Annotated in this window: 14 protein-coding genes, 1 tRNA gene and 1 pseudogene; 10 read left to right on the forward strand and 6 right to left on the reverse strand. The window is 70.9% G+C overall.

The features are described from left to right. Positions 1 to 638, reverse strand: a pseudogene (locus JHN63_RS36790) (hypothetical protein); the annotation flags it as partial. A gap of 66 nt (positions 639 to 704) precedes the next feature. Here JHN63_RS36790 and JHN63_RS36795 point away from each other — a divergent pair. Further along, positions 705 to 1,151, forward strand: coding sequence for an SRPBCC family protein (locus JHN63_RS36795; RefSeq protein WP_200689131.1), 447 nt, complete (start codon positions 705 to 707; stop codon positions 1,149 to 1,151). A gap of 39 nt (positions 1,152 to 1,190) precedes the next feature. Next, positions 1,191 to 1,262, forward strand: a tRNA-Val gene (locus tag JHN63_RS36800). A 20-nt stretch (positions 1,263 to 1,282) separates the two neighbouring features. On the opposite strand, the gene JHN63_RS36805 is transcribed toward JHN63_RS36800, so the two are convergent. After that, a complete protein-coding gene (locus tag JHN63_RS36805) occupies positions 1,283 to 1,483 on the reverse strand; it encodes a hypothetical protein (protein ID WP_200689132.1) in 201 nt (66 codons plus the stop codon). A 138-nt stretch (positions 1,484 to 1,621) separates the two neighbouring features. Between JHN63_RS36805 and JHN63_RS36810 the strand changes: the two genes are divergently transcribed. Beyond that, positions 1,622 to 1,933: a hypothetical protein gene (locus JHN63_RS36810; RefSeq protein WP_200689135.1), complete on the forward strand. Its 312-nt coding sequence runs from the start codon at positions 1,622 to 1,624 to the stop codon at positions 1,931 to 1,933. Positions 1,934 to 2,413: 480 nt separating this feature from the next. Here JHN63_RS36810 and JHN63_RS36815 read toward each other — a convergent pair whose 3' ends face one another. Continuing rightward, positions 2,414 to 3,139, reverse strand: coding sequence for a 3'-5' exonuclease (locus JHN63_RS36815; protein ID WP_200689138.1), 726 nt, complete (start codon positions 3,137 to 3,139; stop codon positions 2,414 to 2,416). Between the two features lie 181 nt (positions 3,140 to 3,320). Between JHN63_RS36815 and JHN63_RS36820 the strand changes: the two genes are divergently transcribed. The 3 genes from JHN63_RS36820 to thrS all read left to right on the forward strand — a co-directional run bounded on the left by JHN63_RS36820 (position 3,321) and on the right by thrS (position 7,205). Beyond that, on the forward strand, positions 3,321 to 3,887 hold the full coding sequence (locus JHN63_RS36820; protein ID WP_200689140.1) for a DUF4365 domain-containing protein: 567 nt from the start codon (positions 3,321 to 3,323) through the stop codon (positions 3,885 to 3,887). Continuing rightward, on the forward strand, positions 3,884 to 5,113 hold the full coding sequence (locus JHN63_RS36825) for a hypothetical protein (protein WP_200689142.1): 1,230 nt from the start codon (positions 3,884 to 3,886) through the stop codon (positions 5,111 to 5,113). Before JHN63_RS36820 ends, JHN63_RS36825 begins: the two co-directional genes overlap by 4 nt. Positions 5,114 to 5,228: 115 nt before the next feature. Continuing rightward, a complete protein-coding gene (gene thrS / locus JHN63_RS36830; RefSeq protein ID WP_200689144.1) occupies positions 5,229 to 7,205 on the forward strand; it encodes a threonine--tRNA ligase in 1,977 nt (658 codons plus the stop codon). Positions 7,206 to 7,236: 31 nt separating this feature from the next. Here the strand turns inward: thrS and JHN63_RS36835 are convergent, their stop codons facing one another. Beyond that, complete coding sequence (locus JHN63_RS36835) at positions 7,237 to 7,893, reverse strand: potassium channel family protein (RefSeq protein WP_200689145.1); 657 nt, start codon at positions 7,891 to 7,893, stop codon at positions 7,237 to 7,239. 67 nt (positions 7,894 to 7,960) lie between these two features. On the opposite strand from JHN63_RS36835, the gene JHN63_RS36840 reads away from it, so the two are divergent. Beyond that, positions 7,961 to 8,521: an HIT domain-containing protein gene (locus tag JHN63_RS36840; RefSeq protein ID WP_043684026.1), complete on the forward strand. Its 561-nt coding sequence runs from the start codon at positions 7,961 to 7,963 to the stop codon at positions 8,519 to 8,521. Between the two features lie 258 nt (positions 8,522 to 8,779). Here JHN63_RS36840 and JHN63_RS36845 read toward each other — a convergent pair whose 3' ends face one another. After that, positions 8,780 to 10,447 (reverse strand): hypothetical protein, encoded by a 1,668-nt coding sequence (locus tag JHN63_RS36845; RefSeq protein WP_200689146.1) that lies wholly within the window; start codon positions 10,445 to 10,447, stop codon positions 8,780 to 8,782. Between the two features lie 209 nt (positions 10,448 to 10,656). After that, the gene (locus tag JHN63_RS36850) at positions 10,657 to 12,852 is read right to left on the reverse strand and encodes an elongation factor G-like protein EF-G2 (RefSeq protein WP_200689152.1); all 2,196 of its coding nucleotides are present in this window, start codon (positions 12,850 to 12,852) and stop codon (positions 10,657 to 10,659) included. A gap of 209 nt (positions 12,853 to 13,061) precedes the next feature. Here JHN63_RS36850 and pgsA point away from each other — a divergent pair, with 209 nt between their 5' ends. The 3 genes from pgsA to JHN63_RS36865 are packed head-to-tail and all read left to right on the forward strand — an operon-like array spanning position 13,062 to position 15,909. Continuing rightward, a complete protein-coding gene (pgsA, locus tag JHN63_RS36855) occupies positions 13,062 to 13,796 on the forward strand; it encodes a phosphatidylinositol phosphate synthase (RefSeq protein ID WP_200689155.1) in 735 nt (244 codons plus the stop codon). Next, a complete protein-coding gene (locus tag JHN63_RS36860; RefSeq protein ID WP_200689157.1) occupies positions 13,793 to 14,704 on the forward strand; it encodes a phosphatidylinositol mannoside acyltransferase in 912 nt (303 codons plus the stop codon). Before pgsA ends, JHN63_RS36860 begins: the two co-directional genes overlap by 4 nt. Continuing rightward, positions 14,701 to 15,909 carry a glycosyltransferase family 4 protein gene (locus tag JHN63_RS36865; RefSeq protein ID WP_200689159.1) on the forward strand — a complete coding sequence of 403 codons (1,209 nt, stop codon included), beginning with the start codon at positions 14,701 to 14,703 and terminating at the stop codon, positions 15,907 to 15,909. Before JHN63_RS36860 ends, JHN63_RS36865 begins: the two co-directional genes overlap by 4 nt. Positions 15,910 to 15,956: the final 47 nt, after the last annotated feature.

Genomic DNA, 15,956 nt, shown 5'->3' on the forward strand with positions numbered 1-15,956 from the left:
AGGGGGAGGCGGAGGGTCGATGAGGAGGGTGCGGCGGGTGTGAGGGGCGTGGCGGGCGTGGCGGCCGGGTTCGGGAGCGCCGCCGTTCCGATGCCGTACGCCGCCCACAGCACGGCCAGGGCCGTCGTCGCTGCCGCCGCGAAGGTCATGCCGTCGGCGTCCGCGAACGCGACCTCGTGCAGCGCGTAGGTGTCCAGCACCGTCAGGACGAGACCGAGGCCCGCGAGCGACTCGGCCGTGGAACGCAGGCCCCGCCGCAGCAGCGCCACGGGCGCGCCGAGCGCCGCGAGGGTCACCGCGCCGAGGATCAGGGCCCGGCCCGCGATCCCCATGCTGCCCCAACTGACCAGCGTGAACGCCGTCGCCGCGAGGGTGAGCAGGATGCCGCCGAGCAGGAGCAGGAGGTTCTGCACGCCGGGTGCGGTGGCCTCGCGGCGGGGTGCTGCGGTCGGCAGCGGAGTCACGGGCGCGGACCAGGCGGGCTGGAGCACGGTCAGCAGCCAGGCCCGCCGGTGCAGCAACTGCGTGCGGCGGGCGTCCAGTTGGAGCAGCTCGGCGTCCAGGAGCCGCAACTCCACGGCCGGGGGCGGAATGTGCGTCATGCTCCGGAGTCTGGCCGCCGGGCCGTCGTACGACATGAGCGTGCGTACTCACCACGTACTCAGTTGTGCGGGGACGGGCCGTCGAGCGGGCAGACTCCCGCCATGGACTGGACCCATTACCGCTTCCGTGCCCGGTGGGAACTGCCCGCGCCGCCCGCGGTCGTGTACCCGGCGCTGGAGCGGGCCGAGGAGTATCCGCGCTGGTGGCCGCAGGTGCGCGAGGTGCGTCGGGTCGACGACACCACCGGCGTCATCAGCATCCGCGCGAGCCTGCCGTACACCCTGACCTTCACCGCGCGCGAAGTGCGGCGCGATCCGGTCGCCGGGGTGCTGGAGATCGCGATGACCGGCGATCTGACGGGCTGGGCCCGCTGGACACTCACCGCCGAGGGCCCCGGCACGCTCGCCCGCTACGACCAGGAGGTCGACCTGGACCGGCCGTCGCTCAGGTGGTTCGCGGTGCCCGGGCGGCCGGTGTTCCGGCTCAACCACGCGCTGATGATGCGGGCCGGGCGACGCGGGCTCCTCGCACACCTGGAAGCGGTTTGAAGGAAACCGGCGGGGGCCTGTATTGTTCAGTCCGTTCCCGGGCGATTAGCTCAGTGGGAGAGCGCTTCGTTCACACCGAAGAGGTCACTGGTTCGAACCCAGTATCGCCCACCGGGAAAAACCGGTCCGCATCAGCGGGCCGGTTTTTTGTGTCCCGGGCACGTCGTGATCGTCCTCGTGCTGGTGGCGTGCGGTGGGATCGGTGCCGGCAACCAGGCGTTCTCGAACACGGAGCGGGTCACCTCGATGTGGGTCGGCGCGGAGATCCGCGACGACGGGAGCGGCCAGGGGCAACCGGCCGTGCTGCTGATCGCGTTGGTCTTCGTGGTCACCGGCGGGGTGTTGAACAGACATCGCGCCGCGGCCGTACTGCCCGTCCTGCTGGTGGGTGCGGTGGCCGCCGGTCTCGGTCTCGCCGTCGTCGCCCGTGGCTGGGAGTTGGACCGACGTACCCCTCGCGGGAGCGCCCCGTGGCTCCAAGTCGACGCGTTCCGGAGCTACTTGGCCGACCCGCCACCTGCCCCGACACACTTCCCGCCGAGGAGACCGCGGACCGCTACGCGGCATGGGCGGTCTCCCTGGGCGTCGGGGCCGCCTGGGAACAGGCCGTCGGCGCCTCGACCTCGGTGGCGATAGCGAGGCGGAGCTTCTCGCTGAGTGTCGGTGACGTCCTGCTCGCCGCCGCCGTCGTCGTCTCCGCGGCCAACGCGGCCTCCGGCTCGGGGAGTTCTGGCAGCTCCGGGGGCGGCTCCGCCGGTGGTGGGGGCGGCGGCTCCTGGTGAGTGAGGTGCGGGGGCGCCGGGCTGGCGCCCCCTTCGGCTGATGGAGCTCTGGTCCAGGCGCTGCTGTCGGCCGCGGTGTGCACTGGTCCAGGTGCCCCCCGGTCGGCAGGGACGGGCGTTGGCCCGGGCGCCCCGTCCGGTCGAGTTGACCCGTCTCGCACGGTCAGGCCGCTCTGGCCCGGTCGAGTTGACCTGTCCCGCACGGTCAGGCCGCCCCGTCCGGTTAAGTCGACCCATCCCGCACGCTCAGGCCGCCCCCTCCGGTTAAGTCGACCCGCCTCGCACACTCAGGCCGCTCTGGCTCGGTCAAGGCGACCCGCCTCGCACGCTCAGGCGCTCAGGCCGCTCAAGTCGACCCGCCTCGCACACTCAGGCCGCTCTGGCCCGGCAGGCTGCCCTGCCCCTCCCGGTCAGGCCGCTGTGCCCGGCAGGCATCCCATTCACTCAGGCCGCCGCACCCAGCCAGTCCGCGCCGTCCGCTCAGGCCGCCGTGTCCAACTCCGGGCGTAGCGGCCAGGACTGGTCCACCGGCTCCGGCGTACCGCTGCGGGCGAACCATGCCTGGAGACCGCGTGCCTGGGCCGCGTGCCATGTCGACTGGAGGACGTGCAGCTCGGCGGGGGACAGCCGCTCCAGGCGGGTCGCGAAGCGGCGGCCCAGGGCGCGTACCACCTCCAGGGAGGCCAGCGCGTCCGCGCCCGCGTCGTGCGCGCCGTCCAGCGTGACGCCGTAGTGCGCGCACAGGTCGGTGAGGGTGCGGCGGCCCTTGCGGTAGCGGTCCAGGTGTTTGTCCAGGACCCGGGGGTCCAGCACCCGCAGCGCCGTCGACTCGAACCAGTGGTCCAGCGAGCACGCGCGGTGGCGGCGCAGTTCGCGGTCCAGCAGGGTCAGGTCGAACGGTGCGTTCATGACCACCAACGGGCGTCCCATGGCCGCCTGTTCGGCCAGCTCGTCGGCTATCTCACGCATCACCGGCGCAGGCCAGCGGCCGTTGCGCTGAAGATGCTCGTCCGTCAGTCCATGGATCGCCGTCGCCCCGGCGGGCACCGGCACCCCCGGGTTCACCAGCCACCGGGTCACCCGGGGACGGGTACCGGGGGCGTCCTGGACGACGACGGCGGCCGACACGATCCGGTCGGTCTCCACATCCACGCCCGTGGTCTCCGTGTCGAACGCGGCCAACGGGCCCTCGTACCAGCACGTCATACGTACACAACTCCTCGTTCACCCACGGCAGCTGACGCACCGTCTTCTGCCAGTTTGGTGATACCCGGGCTGTTTGCGCCGTACGCCGGAAGGAGACAACAGGAGTACGGGTCTTTGCAGTTCAGCGACCCGATCAGGCATTCAGCACAGCAATTCACCTGAACTTGGAAGGCTGTTGGCCATGGTGATAGCGCAGCCCGAGCGGGGCGGGCTGCTGCCCGAACGGACGGCACCCCATCGCGGATCGCTCGCAACCACCGCCTGCATGGAAACCTTGCAGGTGGGCTATCTGCACGCCGTCGCCGCCGCGGCCGGCTGCTCGCTGTCGCAACCCTTTCCGGACAACGGCATCGACTGGCACGTCAGTCACGGCTCGCCCGGCCACACCGTGGACGACGAGGTCACCATCAAGGTGCAGCTCAAGTGCACCTACCAGATCCCGCCGAATCCGCCGGGACGTTCCTTCTCCTTCACGCTCGACAACGACCATCTGCGCAAGCTCGCCCGCACTCCGGTCTCGGTGCACAAGATCCTGGTCGTGATGCTCGTCCCGCGTTCCCAGGACGACTGGCTGCGCGCCAGCCACGACCGGCTCGACCTGCGGCACTGCTGCTACTGGGTCAACCTCGCCGGTCACGCGATCACCGGCCGGACCCGGACCACCGTGCGCATACCGACCTCGCGCATCTTCGACGACCGGGCGCTGTGCGAGATCATGACGCGGGTCGGGACGGGAGGCAGGCCATGAGGCACCGCTCGGTCGAGGAACACCTGCGGTCGGTGCGACCGCACCCCGATGACCAGGCCGACACCTCCTGGGCGGGTCCCCCCGCCCCCGACCAGGTCGACCCCGCCGTCCTCGGCGCCCTGCTGCGCCGGCACGGCTGGCAGCGGCGCGGCGGCGCCCCCGGACGGTACGGCCGCTGGACCCCACCCGGGCCCGGCGGCTCGGGCACCAGCCTGCTGGTCCCCGAGAGCCGGGCCTTCCCCGACAGCGACGACCTCCTCGGCGAGGCGCTCATCGCGCTCGCCCGCAGCAACACCCCCTCCGCCCGCGAGGTCCTCGTCGGCCTCGCCGTACCGAGCGACGAGATCCGCTGGTGGCGCGACATCCCCACCGGACCGGCCGGCGCCGCGCCCTGGACCGTGGAGGAGCAACTCCGCGCCGCCGCCCGCCAGATGCTGCTCGCCGCCGCACTCGCCACCCGCGCGCGAGCGGGCTACTACGGCGCCCGCCACCGCCGCCCCGCCGCCGCGTCCCTGGACCACGTCCTCGTCGGTTCCGCACCCGGCGGCCGTCAGCTCACCGCGTTCATCCCCGTCGACTCCGGCCGCACCCTGGCCGTACGCCTCCATCAAGCCCTGTACGCGACCCGCGAGGCCATCGACTACGAGCGGGCCACCGGTGGCATGGACGCCTTCGACGGGGCCGTCGAGGCGGGCGTCAGCCGTGAGTTGACCGAGGCCGTCGTGGCGCTGGTGCGCGGCACCGAGGGCGCGCGGATCGCCGTCGAGTGGGCGCCGGGCGCAGGGGTGCCCGAGGGGTGTGCCGCGCCCGTCGAGGCCGTCGAGTTCTCGCCCGGCGACCTGCCCGTGCTGCGCGCGGCCGGGGCCCGCTATCTGCGCGAGGAACCCTCGATGCCCGTGCGCATCACCGGCTCGGTGGTGCGGATGCGCCGCTCGGGGCCGCGCGGCGAGGGCACCGTACGGATGCAGGTGATCGCCGGCGCCGAGGTCGGGCACGTGCGCATGACCCTGGACGAGGAGTCGTACCGGATAGCCGGGCACGCCCACCTCGTCGGACTCCCGGTGCGGGTGCACGGCCGGCTGGAGAGCCGGGGCGGCTTCCGCAGGCTGACCGGCGCCTCCGGGGTCGTACCCGTGCAGGTGGACGAGGCGGAGCGGGACCGGCTGATGAAGTCCCTCCAGGAGAATCTCGACTTCTTCGAGGAGGCGTGCAGCGGGGAGGACTGAGGGAGGGGAGCCCGGGGGCGACCGTTTCGCGGTGGGGCCCTTAGGGTCGGTACGATCCCCTATTGCGCGCGCTCCCGGTATGGCGCCGCATCCACCCTGCAGTCAGGAGAGACCGGTGTCAGACGTCCGTGTGATCATCCAACGCGATTCCGAGCGGGAAGAGCGCACGGTGACGACGGGCACGACGGCCGCCGAGCTCTTCGCCGGCGAGCGCTCGATCATCGCCGCGCGCGTGGCCGGAGAGCTCAAGGACCTCGCGTACGTCGTCGCCGAGGGTGACGAGGTCGAGGGTGTCGAGATCTCCTCCACCGACGGCCTCAACATCCTGCGCCACTCCACCGCGCACGTGATGGCCCAGGCCGTGCAGGAGCTGTTCCCCGAGGCCAAGCTCGGCATCGGCCCGCCGGTCAAGGACGGCTTCTACTACGACTTCGACGTCGAGCGGCCGTTCACGCCCGAGGATCTCAAGGCCATCGAGAAGAAGATGCAGGAGATCCAGAAGCGGGGGCAGAGGTTCTCGCGGCGCGTGGTGACCGACGAGGCGGCTCGTGAGGAGCTGGCTTCGGAGCCGTACAAGCTCGAACTCATCGGCATCAAGGGCTCCGCGTCCACCGACGACGGCGCGGACGTCGAGGTCGGCGGCGGCGAGCTGACGATCTACGACAACCTCGACGCCAAGACCGGCGACCTGTGCTGGAAGGACCTCTGCCGAGGCCCGCACCTGCCGACCACGCGCAACATCCCGGCGTTCAAGCTGATGCGCAACGCGGCCGCGTACTGGCGCGGCAGCGAGAAGAACCCGATGCTCCAGCGCATCTACGGCACCGCCTGGCCCTCCAAGGAGGAGCTGAAGGCGCACCTCGACTTCCTGGTCGAGGCCGAGAAGCGCGACCACCGCAAGCTGGGCAGCGAGCTCGACCTGTTCTCGATCCCCGAGCAGATCGGCTCCGGCCTCGCCGTCTTCCACCCCAAGGGCGGTGTCGTCCGCCGGGTCATGGAGGACTACTCGCGCCGCCGGCACGAGGAGGAGGGCTACGAGTTCGTCTACACCCCGCACGCGACGAAGGGGAAGCTCTTCGAGACGTCCGGGCACCTGGACTGGTACGCCGACGGCATGTACCCGCCCATGCAGCTCGACGAGGGCGTGGACTACTACCTCAAGCCCATGAACTGCCCGATGCACAACCTGATCTTCGACGCGCGCGGCCGCTCGTACCGTGAACTGCCGCTGCGGCTCTTCGAGTTCGGGACCGTGTACCGGTACGAGAAGTCGGGCGTCGTGCACGGGCTGACCCGGGCGCGCGGCTTCACGCAGGACGACGCGCACATCTACTGCACGCGCGAGCAGATGGCGGACGAGCTGGACAAGACGCTCACGTTCGTCCTGAACCTGCTGCGGGACTACGGTCTGACGGACTTCTATCTGGAGCTCTCCACCAAGGACCCGGAGAAGTTCGTCGGCTCGGACGAGGTCTGGGAAGAGGCCACGGAGACGCTGCGCCAGGTGGCCGAGAAGCAGGGGCTGCCGCTTGTTCCCGACCCGGGTGGCGCCGCCTTCTACGGCCCGAAGATCTCCGTCCAGACGAAGGACGCGATCGGGCGGACCTGGCAGATGTCGACCGTCCAGCTCGACTTCAATCTGCCGGAGCGGTTCGACCTGGAGTACACGGGGCCCGACGGGTCCAAGCAGCGGCCGGTCATGATCCACCGTGCGCTGTTCGGTTCGATCGAGCGGTTCTTCGCGGTGCTGCTCGAGCACTACGCGGGGGCGTTCCCGGCATGGCTGGCGCCCGTGCAGGCGGTCGGGATCCCGATCGGGGACGGGCATGTCGAGTACCTGGAGAAGTTCGCCGTAGCGGCCAAGAAGAAGGGCCTGCGCGTCGAGGTCGACTCGTCCTCGGACCGGATGCAGAAGAAGATCCGGAACGCGCAGAAGCAGAAGGTGCCGTTCATGGTCATCGTCGGCGACGAGGACATGAACGCGGGCACGGTGTCCTTCCGTTACCGCGACGGCTCGCAGGAGAACGGCATCGCCTTCGACGACGCCATCGCGAAGATCGAGCAGGTCGTGGCGGACCGCGTGCAGGTCTGACCCTGTTGCTTCGGGGAGGCCTTCGGGGAGTTCAGCTCCCCGGGGGCCTCTCGTCGTCCTCCCTCGCGAAGACCTGGAGCAGCCAGGACGCGAAGGTTCCGGTGACCGCGCCGAGCAGGGCCAGGCCGATGGCCATCATTCCTACGGCGATCAGGCGGCCCAGCGGGGTGATCGGGGCGACGTCGCCGTAGCCGACCGTCGCGAAGGTGGCGCAGGTCCACCAGACGGCGTCACCGAAGGTCTTTATCGTCGCGCCCGGGGCCGCGTGTTCCTCCTGGTAGACCGAGAGGGCGCCCGCGAAGCCCAGCAGGACGGTGGACAGGCCGGCGTAGACGATCACGCGCGCGTGCAGGGCGAGCCGGGGTCGGTCGTGCCGGCGCTGCACGGCCTCGTAGACCTTGACGACCCGTAGGGGGCGGAGCAGGGGCAGGAGCATGACCAGGGTGTCGAGCCAGTGGGTGCGGACGAAGCGCAGGCGTTGGCCGCTCAGGCGCCAGCGGACCGCGTAGTCGACGGCGAAGAGAGACCAGGCGGCGAACAGGACGGCGAGGCAGAGGTCCCGCCAGTCGCCGGACAGGCCGTGGGCGAGGATGCGGACCGCGTACGCGGCGAGGTAGACCATCGACGCCACGGCGAGGGGGACCTCGGTGCGCCGCTCCCAGCGGGCCTTGCGACTGTCGTCGTCCACCCGCTCAGCTTGGCCCGGGAGGCGTTTCGCGCAACCCCGCCGACACGCCGCGAACGGGCGAAGCCATATGCTTCCTTGCATGACGAGTGAGCCCGAGCAGCAGATCGGAGTGGGCACGCCGGATGCGTTCCAGCGCCTGTGGACGCCCCACCGGATGGCCTACATCCAGGGTGAGAACAAGCCGACCGGCCCCGGTGCCGACGACGGTTGCCCCTTCTGCTCGATTCCGGCTAAATCGGACGAGGACGGGCTGATCGTCAGGCGCGGTGAGCTGGTGTACGGGGTGCTGAATCTGTACCCGTACAACGGCGGCCATCTGATGGTCGTGCCGTACCGTCACGTCGCGGACTACACCGACCTGACCGACGCGGAGACCGTGGAACTCGCGGCGCTCACCAAGCAGGCGATGACTGCTCTGCGCACCGCGTCCGGCGCCCACGGCTTCAACATCGGCATGAACCAGGGGAGTGTCGCGGGCGCGGGCATCGCCGCCCACCTGCACCAGCACATCGTCCCGCGCTGGGGCGGCGACACCAACTTCATGCCGGTCGTCGGCCACACGAAGGTCCTGCCCCAACTCCTCGCCGACACCCGGAAGATGCTGGCGGAGGCGTGGCCCACGGCGTAAATCTCGGGCCGACGTCAACCAGCCCGCACGGCGCCCTTCCAGCTCCCCGGCCGGCGAAACTCGGCCCGTCCGGTGCCTTTCCAGCACAGGCCCGCAAGTTCAGCCCGTCCGGTGCCTTTCCAGCACAGGCCCGCGACTTCAGCCCGTCCGGCGTTTGAGGACGAGGCCCCTTCAGGGCCGAAGCAGGGGTCTGGGGGCGCAGCCCCCAGGGACCCGAGCCACATCGGACCCGCACATACCCGGCCAACCGCCGGAGGCCTACGCGTCGTAGAGGTCGGCCTTCTTCGGTGACACGTCCTGCACGCCCCCGCTGAGTACCGACGAGCGGTTGCCGAACTTCTCCGTGTTGACGCCGTTCTCGTCTAGGACGCGGATCGCCGCCGCGTGCACCACGCGCAGGACCGGTGTCGCGGCGCGCAGCGCGTCGTCCGCCATGAAGCGGTGCCGCCAGGGCTGGTCGGCCCAGGCGTGTCGCAGGCCGAAGGGCTCGGGCAGGGATATGGAACCGCCGAGCCAGTTCAGCAGCGGTGGGTACCAGGTGATCGGGGCGCGGACCGCGAGGCGTACCACCTCGTCGGCGGGGACGAGGGGGAGTTTGACGCTGCGGTTCTCCCACGGCTTGAAGGTCTTCTGGACGCTCTTCGTCGGGGCCTCGGGCTTGCCGGTGAACAGCGAGTTCACGGGGCCCAGGGCGTGCCCGGTGATCTCGATGCGGAGCGTCTTGTGCAGCACGGTGACGGTGATCATCATGGTGATGACCAACTGCCCTTCCCAGAGCGTCCATTGGACGCCCAGGTAGTGGCGGTCGCCGGCGCCGAACTGCTGCTTGTTGCAGATGTCCTGTATCGCGTGCGACTTGACCTGGTACGCGTCCACGTCCGTGCCCTCGGGCCGGGACACGGCCTTGGCACCCTCACCGATCGGCGTGACCACCCAGTGGCGTATGGACGCCTTGGGGAAGCCGCCGGTGTTGATCGTGTTCCGCTCCAGCATGCGCAGGTCGTCGTGGATGTTGCGGATGACGTCCCAGCTGCGGAAGGGGTGGATCTCCCGGTCCGCGTCCCGCGCGATCAGGTCCTCGGCCAGCTGCCAACTGCCCCAGCGGGTGCCCATGCCGAGGATGCCCTTGGGCCCGGCGTAGAAGATCGAGTTGGACTGCTGCTCGGCGCTGAGCTTGGCCAGGGACTGGCGGAGCTGCTCGGCCTGGGTCTCGCCGGGGCTGGTCGGCACCGCCTCGGGGACCTTGGCGCCGACGCTGCTGCCGGAGAGCAGGCTGTCCCAGCGCCCGCGCAGATCCTTCGCGGTGTTCTCGCAGACCTGCTTGGCCCACAGCCAGCCGACGACGGGGAGGACGACGCACGCGCGTGCGTACCAGGACCAGAAGCCCGCGAAGGGCATCTTGATCAGGAAGATCACGGCGACCGCGCCCACCGCGACGAGCAGGGTCGTGGCGATCGCGCCCGCCCTCTTGTTCGTCTGCGTGCGCTTGTCGATCATGCTGCGCAACTGGAAGACCAGCAGCCAGACGACGAGTCCCGGCAGGAACAGCAGGCCGCACAGCACCATGATCATGGACAGCCTGTTGTCCCGCGTGCGGCGGATGTTGTTGGCCGCCAGGGCGTGCTCGACGACCGCTTGCGGTTCGGTGCCGAACGACTGGATGAGTGGCTTGCGGCCGGGGCCGAGCATGCGGGCCACCAGCGCTCCGGAGAACGCCTCACCGAGGTTGGGGCGGAAGATCGTCGCCCACTTGCGGCCCTCGTTGACGGCCGTCTGGTGCCATTCGTTGTCGGCCTTCTTGATGTCCGCGACCGGGTTGTCCCGGTAGGCCGCCGAGGCCAGCGCGAAGGTCGCCGTCTGCCCCTCGTCGCCGGTACGCGGCACCTGTGGTCCGAAGATGTCCGCGTAACCGCTGTCAACGGTCATTCCCGCCCCCCGATCGCCGCTGCTCCCGCTTCTGCGGCTTTCCCGACTTCCGTGTTCCGCACACCTGTTGATCAGGTCATCAGCGTATCGGCCATCACTGACATCCGTCGGCGGACGGCATAAACCGCCCACCGAATCGGAAGGGACCATTCCCATCAGGCCACTTGCGGGTCGCCGCGCGCCACAAGTGAGCCGCTCGGCATCAACTCCTATACGTCGCCCGCCTGTTCGCGGATCCGGTCGGCGATCTGCGGGGGCATCGGCTCGTGGCGGGCGTAGGCGCGGTTGAAGCGGGCCGTGCCGTGCGAGAGGGAGCGGAGGTCCACGGCGTAGCGGCCGATCTCTATCTCGGGCACCTCCGCCCGGATCAGCGTGCGCCCGCCGGTCGTCTGCTCGGTGCCGAGGACCCGGCCGCGCCGCCCCGAGAGGTCGCTCATCACGGCCCCCACGTAGTCGTCGCCGACCAGCACGGTCACCTCGGCCACCGGTTCCAGGAGGTGGATCTTCGCGTCGGCCGCGGCCTCCCGCAGGGCCAGCGCGCCGGCGGTCTGGAACGCGGCGTCGGAGGAGTCCACCGAGTGCGCCTTGCCGTCCAGGAGCGTGATCCGTACGTCCAGAAGGGGATGGCCGGCCGCGACTCCCCTTGCGGCCTGGGCCCTTACGCCCTTCTCCACCGAGGGGATGAACTGCCGCGGCACCGCGCCGCCGATGACCTTGTCGACGAACTCGATGCCCGTGCCGCCCGGCAGCGGTTCGACCTCGATCTCGCAGATCGCGAACTGCCCGTGCCCGCCGGACTGTTTGACGTGTCGGCCGCGCCCCTGCGCCTTGGCGGCGAACGTCTCCCGAAGGGAGACCTTGTGCGGGACGAGGTCGACCTGGACGCCGTAGCGGCTGCGCAGCCGTTCCAGGGCGACGTCCGCGTGGGCCTCGCCGAGGCACCACAGGACGACCTGGTGGGTGTCCTGGTTCTGTTCCAGGCGCATGGTGGGGTCCTCGGCGACGAGCCTGCTCAGGCCCTGCGAGAGCTTGTCCTCGTCCGCCTTGCTGTGTGCCTCGATGGCGAGCGGCAGCAGCGGGTCGGGCATCTCCCACGGCTCCATGAGGAGCGGGTCGTCCTTGGCCGAAAGGGTGTCCCCGGTCTCCGCGCGGCCCAGCTTCGCCACGCACGCGAGGTCGCCCGCGATGCAGTGCGTGAGCGCCCGTTGCTGCTTGCCGAAGGGCGCGGAGAGGGCGCCGACGCGTTCGTCGACGTCGTGGTCCTCGTGCCCGCGGTCGGCGAGCCCGTGCCCGGAGACATGGACGGTCGCGTCGGGCCGTAGCGTCCCGGAGAAGACGCGGACCAGGGAGACCCGGCCGACGTACGGGTCGGAGACGGTCTTCACGACCTCGGCGACCAGCGGCCCGTTCGGGTCGCACGGCTTGAGCTCCCGGGCCCTGCCGTCGACCGTGGTGACCCCGGGTGCCTCGCGCTCCAGCGGGGTCGGGAATCCGCCGGTGATCAGCTCCAGCAGCTCGACCGTGCCGAGGCCCTGCCGGGCGCCCTCGGCGGCGGGGGCGGCGGCCAGCACGGGGAAGAACACCCCGCGCGCGACGGCCCGTTCCAGGTCGCCGATGAGCGTCTTGACGTCGATCTCCTCGCCGCCGAGATAGCGGTCCATGAGGGTCTCGTCCTCGCTCTCCGCGATGATCCCCTCGATGAGCCGGTTGCGGGCCTCCTCGATCCGCGGCTGCTGGTCGGGCCCGGGCTCGGACTCCTTGCGCTCCCCGGACGCGTAGTCGAAGAGCTTCTGCGACAGCAGCCCGACCAGCCCGGTCACGGGCGCGTGCCCGTCGGGCCCCGGCACGCCGTGCAGCGGCAGATACAGCGGGAGTACGGCGTCGGGGTCGTCCGCGCCGAACGCCTCGGCGCAGTGGCGGGTCATCGACTCGAAGTCCGCGCGGGCGGACTCCAGATGCGTGATGACGATGGCGCGCGGCATGCCGACCGCCGCGCACTCCTCCCACACCATCCGGGTCGAGCCGTCCACGCCGTCGGAGGCCGAGACGACGAAGAGGGCCGCGTCCGCCGCGCGCAGACCGGCCCTCAACTCGCCGACGAAATCGGCGTACCCGGGGGTGTCGAGAAGATTGACCTTGTACCCGTCCCAGTCGACGGGCACCAGGGAGAGCTGCACCGAGCGCTGCTGCCGGTGCTCGATCTCGTCGTAGTCGGAGACGGTGCCGCCGTCCTCCACGCGGCCCGCCCGGTTCACCGCCCCCGCGGTCAGCGCGAGGGCCTCCACCAGAGTCGTCTTGCCCGATCCGGAGTGGCCGACCAGCACCACATTCCGTACGGACGCGGGGTGGTCGGCCGCCGTAGCCCTGCCGGCGGCTCCGGGGTGTGCGTTCGCCTTGTCGCCCATGGCCTTGCCTCCCGTGCACGGTGAGGTCACTGTGGGCGCGGACACACGCAGCCGCGTGCGGTGGCGGCTCCGATGACGCCCGCGGTGGTTCGAGCTTTCCACTCCCGTCACGGTGCGTCCATACGGCGGACGCGATCCGGCCGCCGGCACCGAGTCGTGACACGGGCGCACGGGTGCCCGGCGGCCGCCCACGCGCGCGCGTGGCTACGATGGGCCAGCCGGTGGCCAGCAGGGGCCGCGCGGCGACACCGACCCTCGGGAAGGCCATGCTGAACAAGTACGCGCGTGCATTCTTCACGCGTGTCCTCACGCCGTTCGCCGCGTTTCTGATCCGCCGGGGCGTCAGCCCCGACACGGTCACCCTCCTCGGCACCGCCGGGGTGGTCGCGGGCGCGCTGGTCTTCTATCCCATGGGCGAGTTCTTCTGGGGCACGGTCGTGATCACGCTGTTCGTGTTCTCGGACCTCGTCGACGGCAACATGGCACGCCAGCTGGGCCGTTCCAGCCGCTGGGGCGCCTTCCTCGACTCCACGCTCGACCGGGTCGCCGACAGCGCGGTCTTCGGCGGCCTGGCCCTCTGGTACGCGGGCGGCGGCGACAACATCGCCCTGTGCGCCGTCTCGATCTTCTGCCTGGCCAGCGGCCAGGTGGTGTCGTACACCAAGGCGCGCGGCGAGTCGATCGGCCTGCCGGTGGCCGTCAACGGCCTGGTCGAGCGGGCCGAGCGACTGGTGATCTCGCTCGTCGCGTGCGGTCTCGCGGGCCTCCACAAGTTCGGCGTACCGGGCATCCAGTGGCTGCTGCCGATCGCGCTGTGGATCGTCGCCGTGGGCAGCCTGGTCACGCTGATCCAGCGGGTCGTCACGGTCCGCCGGGAGGCCGCCGAGGCCGACGCGGCCGCCGCTCAGGAAGCGGCTCCGCACAGCAGCGGGGCGACTCCGTGAGCAGTGCCCGGGAACGGCTGACGGACGCGCTCTACGGCGCCGGCTGGAGCGTCGTCAAGAAGCTCCCCGAGCCGGTCGCGGTCCGGCTCGGCCGTACCGTCGCCGACCTCGCCTGGAAGCGGCGCGGCAAGGGCGTACTCCGGCTGGAGAGCAACTACGCGCGCGTGGTGCCCGACGCGAGCCCCGAGCGGCTCGCCGATCTCTCGCGCGCGGGCATGCGGTCGTACCTGCGCTACTGGATGGAGTCCTTCCGGCTGCCCGCCTGGAGCGCCGAGCGCGTGAAGACGGGCTTCGAGCCCAAGGACCTGCACCACCTGACCGACGGCATCGCCTCCGGCCGCGGTGTCATCCTCGCGCTGCCCCACATGGCCAACTGGGACCTCGCCGGCGCCTGGGTCACCACCAAGCTGGAGACCCCGTTCACCACGGTGGCCGAACGCCTCAAGCCGGAGACGCTCTACGACCGCTTCGTCGCCTACCGCGAGGGCCTCGGCATGGAGGTCCTCCCGCACAGCGGCGGCACCGCCTTCGGCACCCTCGCGCGGCGGCTGCGGGACGGCGGCCTGGTCTGCCTGGTCGCCGAACGCGATCTGTCCGCCTCCGGCGTCGAGGTCAAGTTCTTCGGCGAGGTCACCCGGATCCCCGCAGGACCGGCCCTCCTCGCCCAGCAGACGGGCGCGCTGCTGCTCCCGGTGACGCTCTGGTACGACGACTCGCCGGTCATGCGGGGACGGGTGCATCCGCCGGTCGAGGTGCCCGAGTCAGGCGATCGGGCCGAGAAGACGTCTGTCATGGCACAGGCGCTGGCAGACGCCTTCGCCACCGGCATCGCCGACCACCCGGAGGACTGGCACATGCTGCAGCGCTTGTGGCTCGCGGATCTCGATCCCACGAAGGGACCCTCGTGAGGATCGGCATCGTCTGCCCCTACTCCTGGGACGTGCCGGGCGGCGTCCAGTTCCACATCAGAGACCTCGCCGAGTACTTCATCAGGCTCGGCCACGAGGTGTCCGTGCTGGCTCCGGCCGACGACGACACCCCGCTGCCGCCGTACGTCGTCTCGGCAGGCCGCGCGGTCCCGGTGCCGTACAACGGCTCGGTGGCCCGGCTGAACTTCGGCTTCCTGTCCGCCGCCCGGGTCCGACGCTGGCTGCACGACGGCGAGTTCGACGTCATCCACATCCACGAACCGACCTCGCCGTCGCTCGGCCTGCTGGCCTGCTGGGCGGCCTCGGGCCCGATCGTGGCGACCTTCCACACCTCGAACCCGCGCTCCCGGGCGATGATCGCCGCGTACGCCATCCTCCAGGCCGCGTTGGAGAAGATCAGCGCGCGGATCGCCGTGAGCGAGTACGCCCGTCGCACGCTCGTCGAACACCTCGGCGGGGACGCGGTGGTCATCCCGAACGGCGTCGACGTCGACTTCTTCGCCCGCGCCGAGCCCAAGCTCGCATGGCAAGGAGGAGGGGCGCGAGGCTCGGTCGAGGGCGGTGGTGGGCGACGGACGGGCGAGACGATCGGCTTCATAGGGCGTATCGACGAACCCCGCAAGGGCCTTCCGGTGCTGATGAAGGCCCTGCCGAAGATCCTCGCCGAACGCCCTGACGCCCGACTCCTGGTCGCCGGGCGCGGCGACGAGAAGGAGGCCGTCGAGACGCTGCCCAAGGAGCTGCGCTCACGCGTCGAGTTCCTCGGCATGATCAGCGACGAGGACAAGGCCCGCTTCCTGCGCAGCATCGACCTCTACGTCGCCCCCAACACCGGTGGCGAGAGCTTCGGCATCATCCTCGTCGAGGCGATGTCGGCGGGCGCCCCGGTGCTCGCCTCCGACCTGCCCGCCTTCGCCCAGGTCCTCGACCAGGGCGCGGCCGGGGAGCTGTTCACCAACGAGGACGCGGACGCACTCGCCGAGGCGGCCGTACGGCTGCTGGGAGACCCCGAGCGGCTGGCGCGGCTGAGCCGACGGGGGAGCGCGCACGTACGGCGCTTCGACTGGTCCACCGTCGGGGCCGACATCCTCTCCGTCTACGAGACGGTGACCGCCGGCGCGGCAGCCGTCGCCACGGACGAACGCAGCGGTCTGCGGGCGCGGTTCGGACTGGCGCGGGACTGAGAGTGCGGGCGGGGGGACCGGGGGTACCGGGTGACGACCTTGAGGGG

It is taken from the genome of Streptomyces sp. MBT65, assembly GCF_016612545.1.
In the GTDB taxonomy this organism is placed as follows: domain Bacteria; phylum Actinomycetota; class Actinomycetes; order Streptomycetales; family Streptomycetaceae; genus Streptomyces.

Coding starts and splice junctions, on each gene's coding strand:
- JHN63_RS36850 (WP_200689152.1), bottom strand. CDS start 12,852: ATGGGCGACAAGGCGAACGCACACCCCGGAGCCGCCGGCAGGGCTACG.
- JHN63_RS36820 (WP_200689140.1), top strand. CDS start 3,321: ATGGTGATAGCGCAGCCCGAGCGGGGCGGGCTGCTGCCCGAACGGACG.
- JHN63_RS36795 (WP_200689131.1), top strand. CDS start 705: ATGGACTGGACCCATTACCGCTTCCGTGCCCGGTGGGAACTGCCCGCG.
- JHN63_RS36845 (WP_200689146.1), bottom strand. CDS start 10,447: ATGACCGTTGACAGCGGTTACGCGGACATCTTCGGACCACAGGTGCCG.
- JHN63_RS36815 (WP_200689138.1), bottom strand. CDS start 3,139: ATGACGTGCTGGTACGAGGGCCCGTTGGCCGCGTTCGACACGGAGACC.
- JHN63_RS36840 (WP_043684026.1), top strand. CDS start 7,961: ATGCTTCCTTGCATGACGAGTGAGCCCGAGCAGCAGATCGGAGTGGGC.
- JHN63_RS36825 (WP_200689142.1), top strand. CDS start 3,884: ATGAGGCACCGCTCGGTCGAGGAACACCTGCGGTCGGTGCGACCGCAC.
- pgsA (WP_200689155.1), top strand. CDS start 13,062: ATGGGCCAGCCGGTGGCCAGCAGGGGCCGCGCGGCGACACCGACCCTC.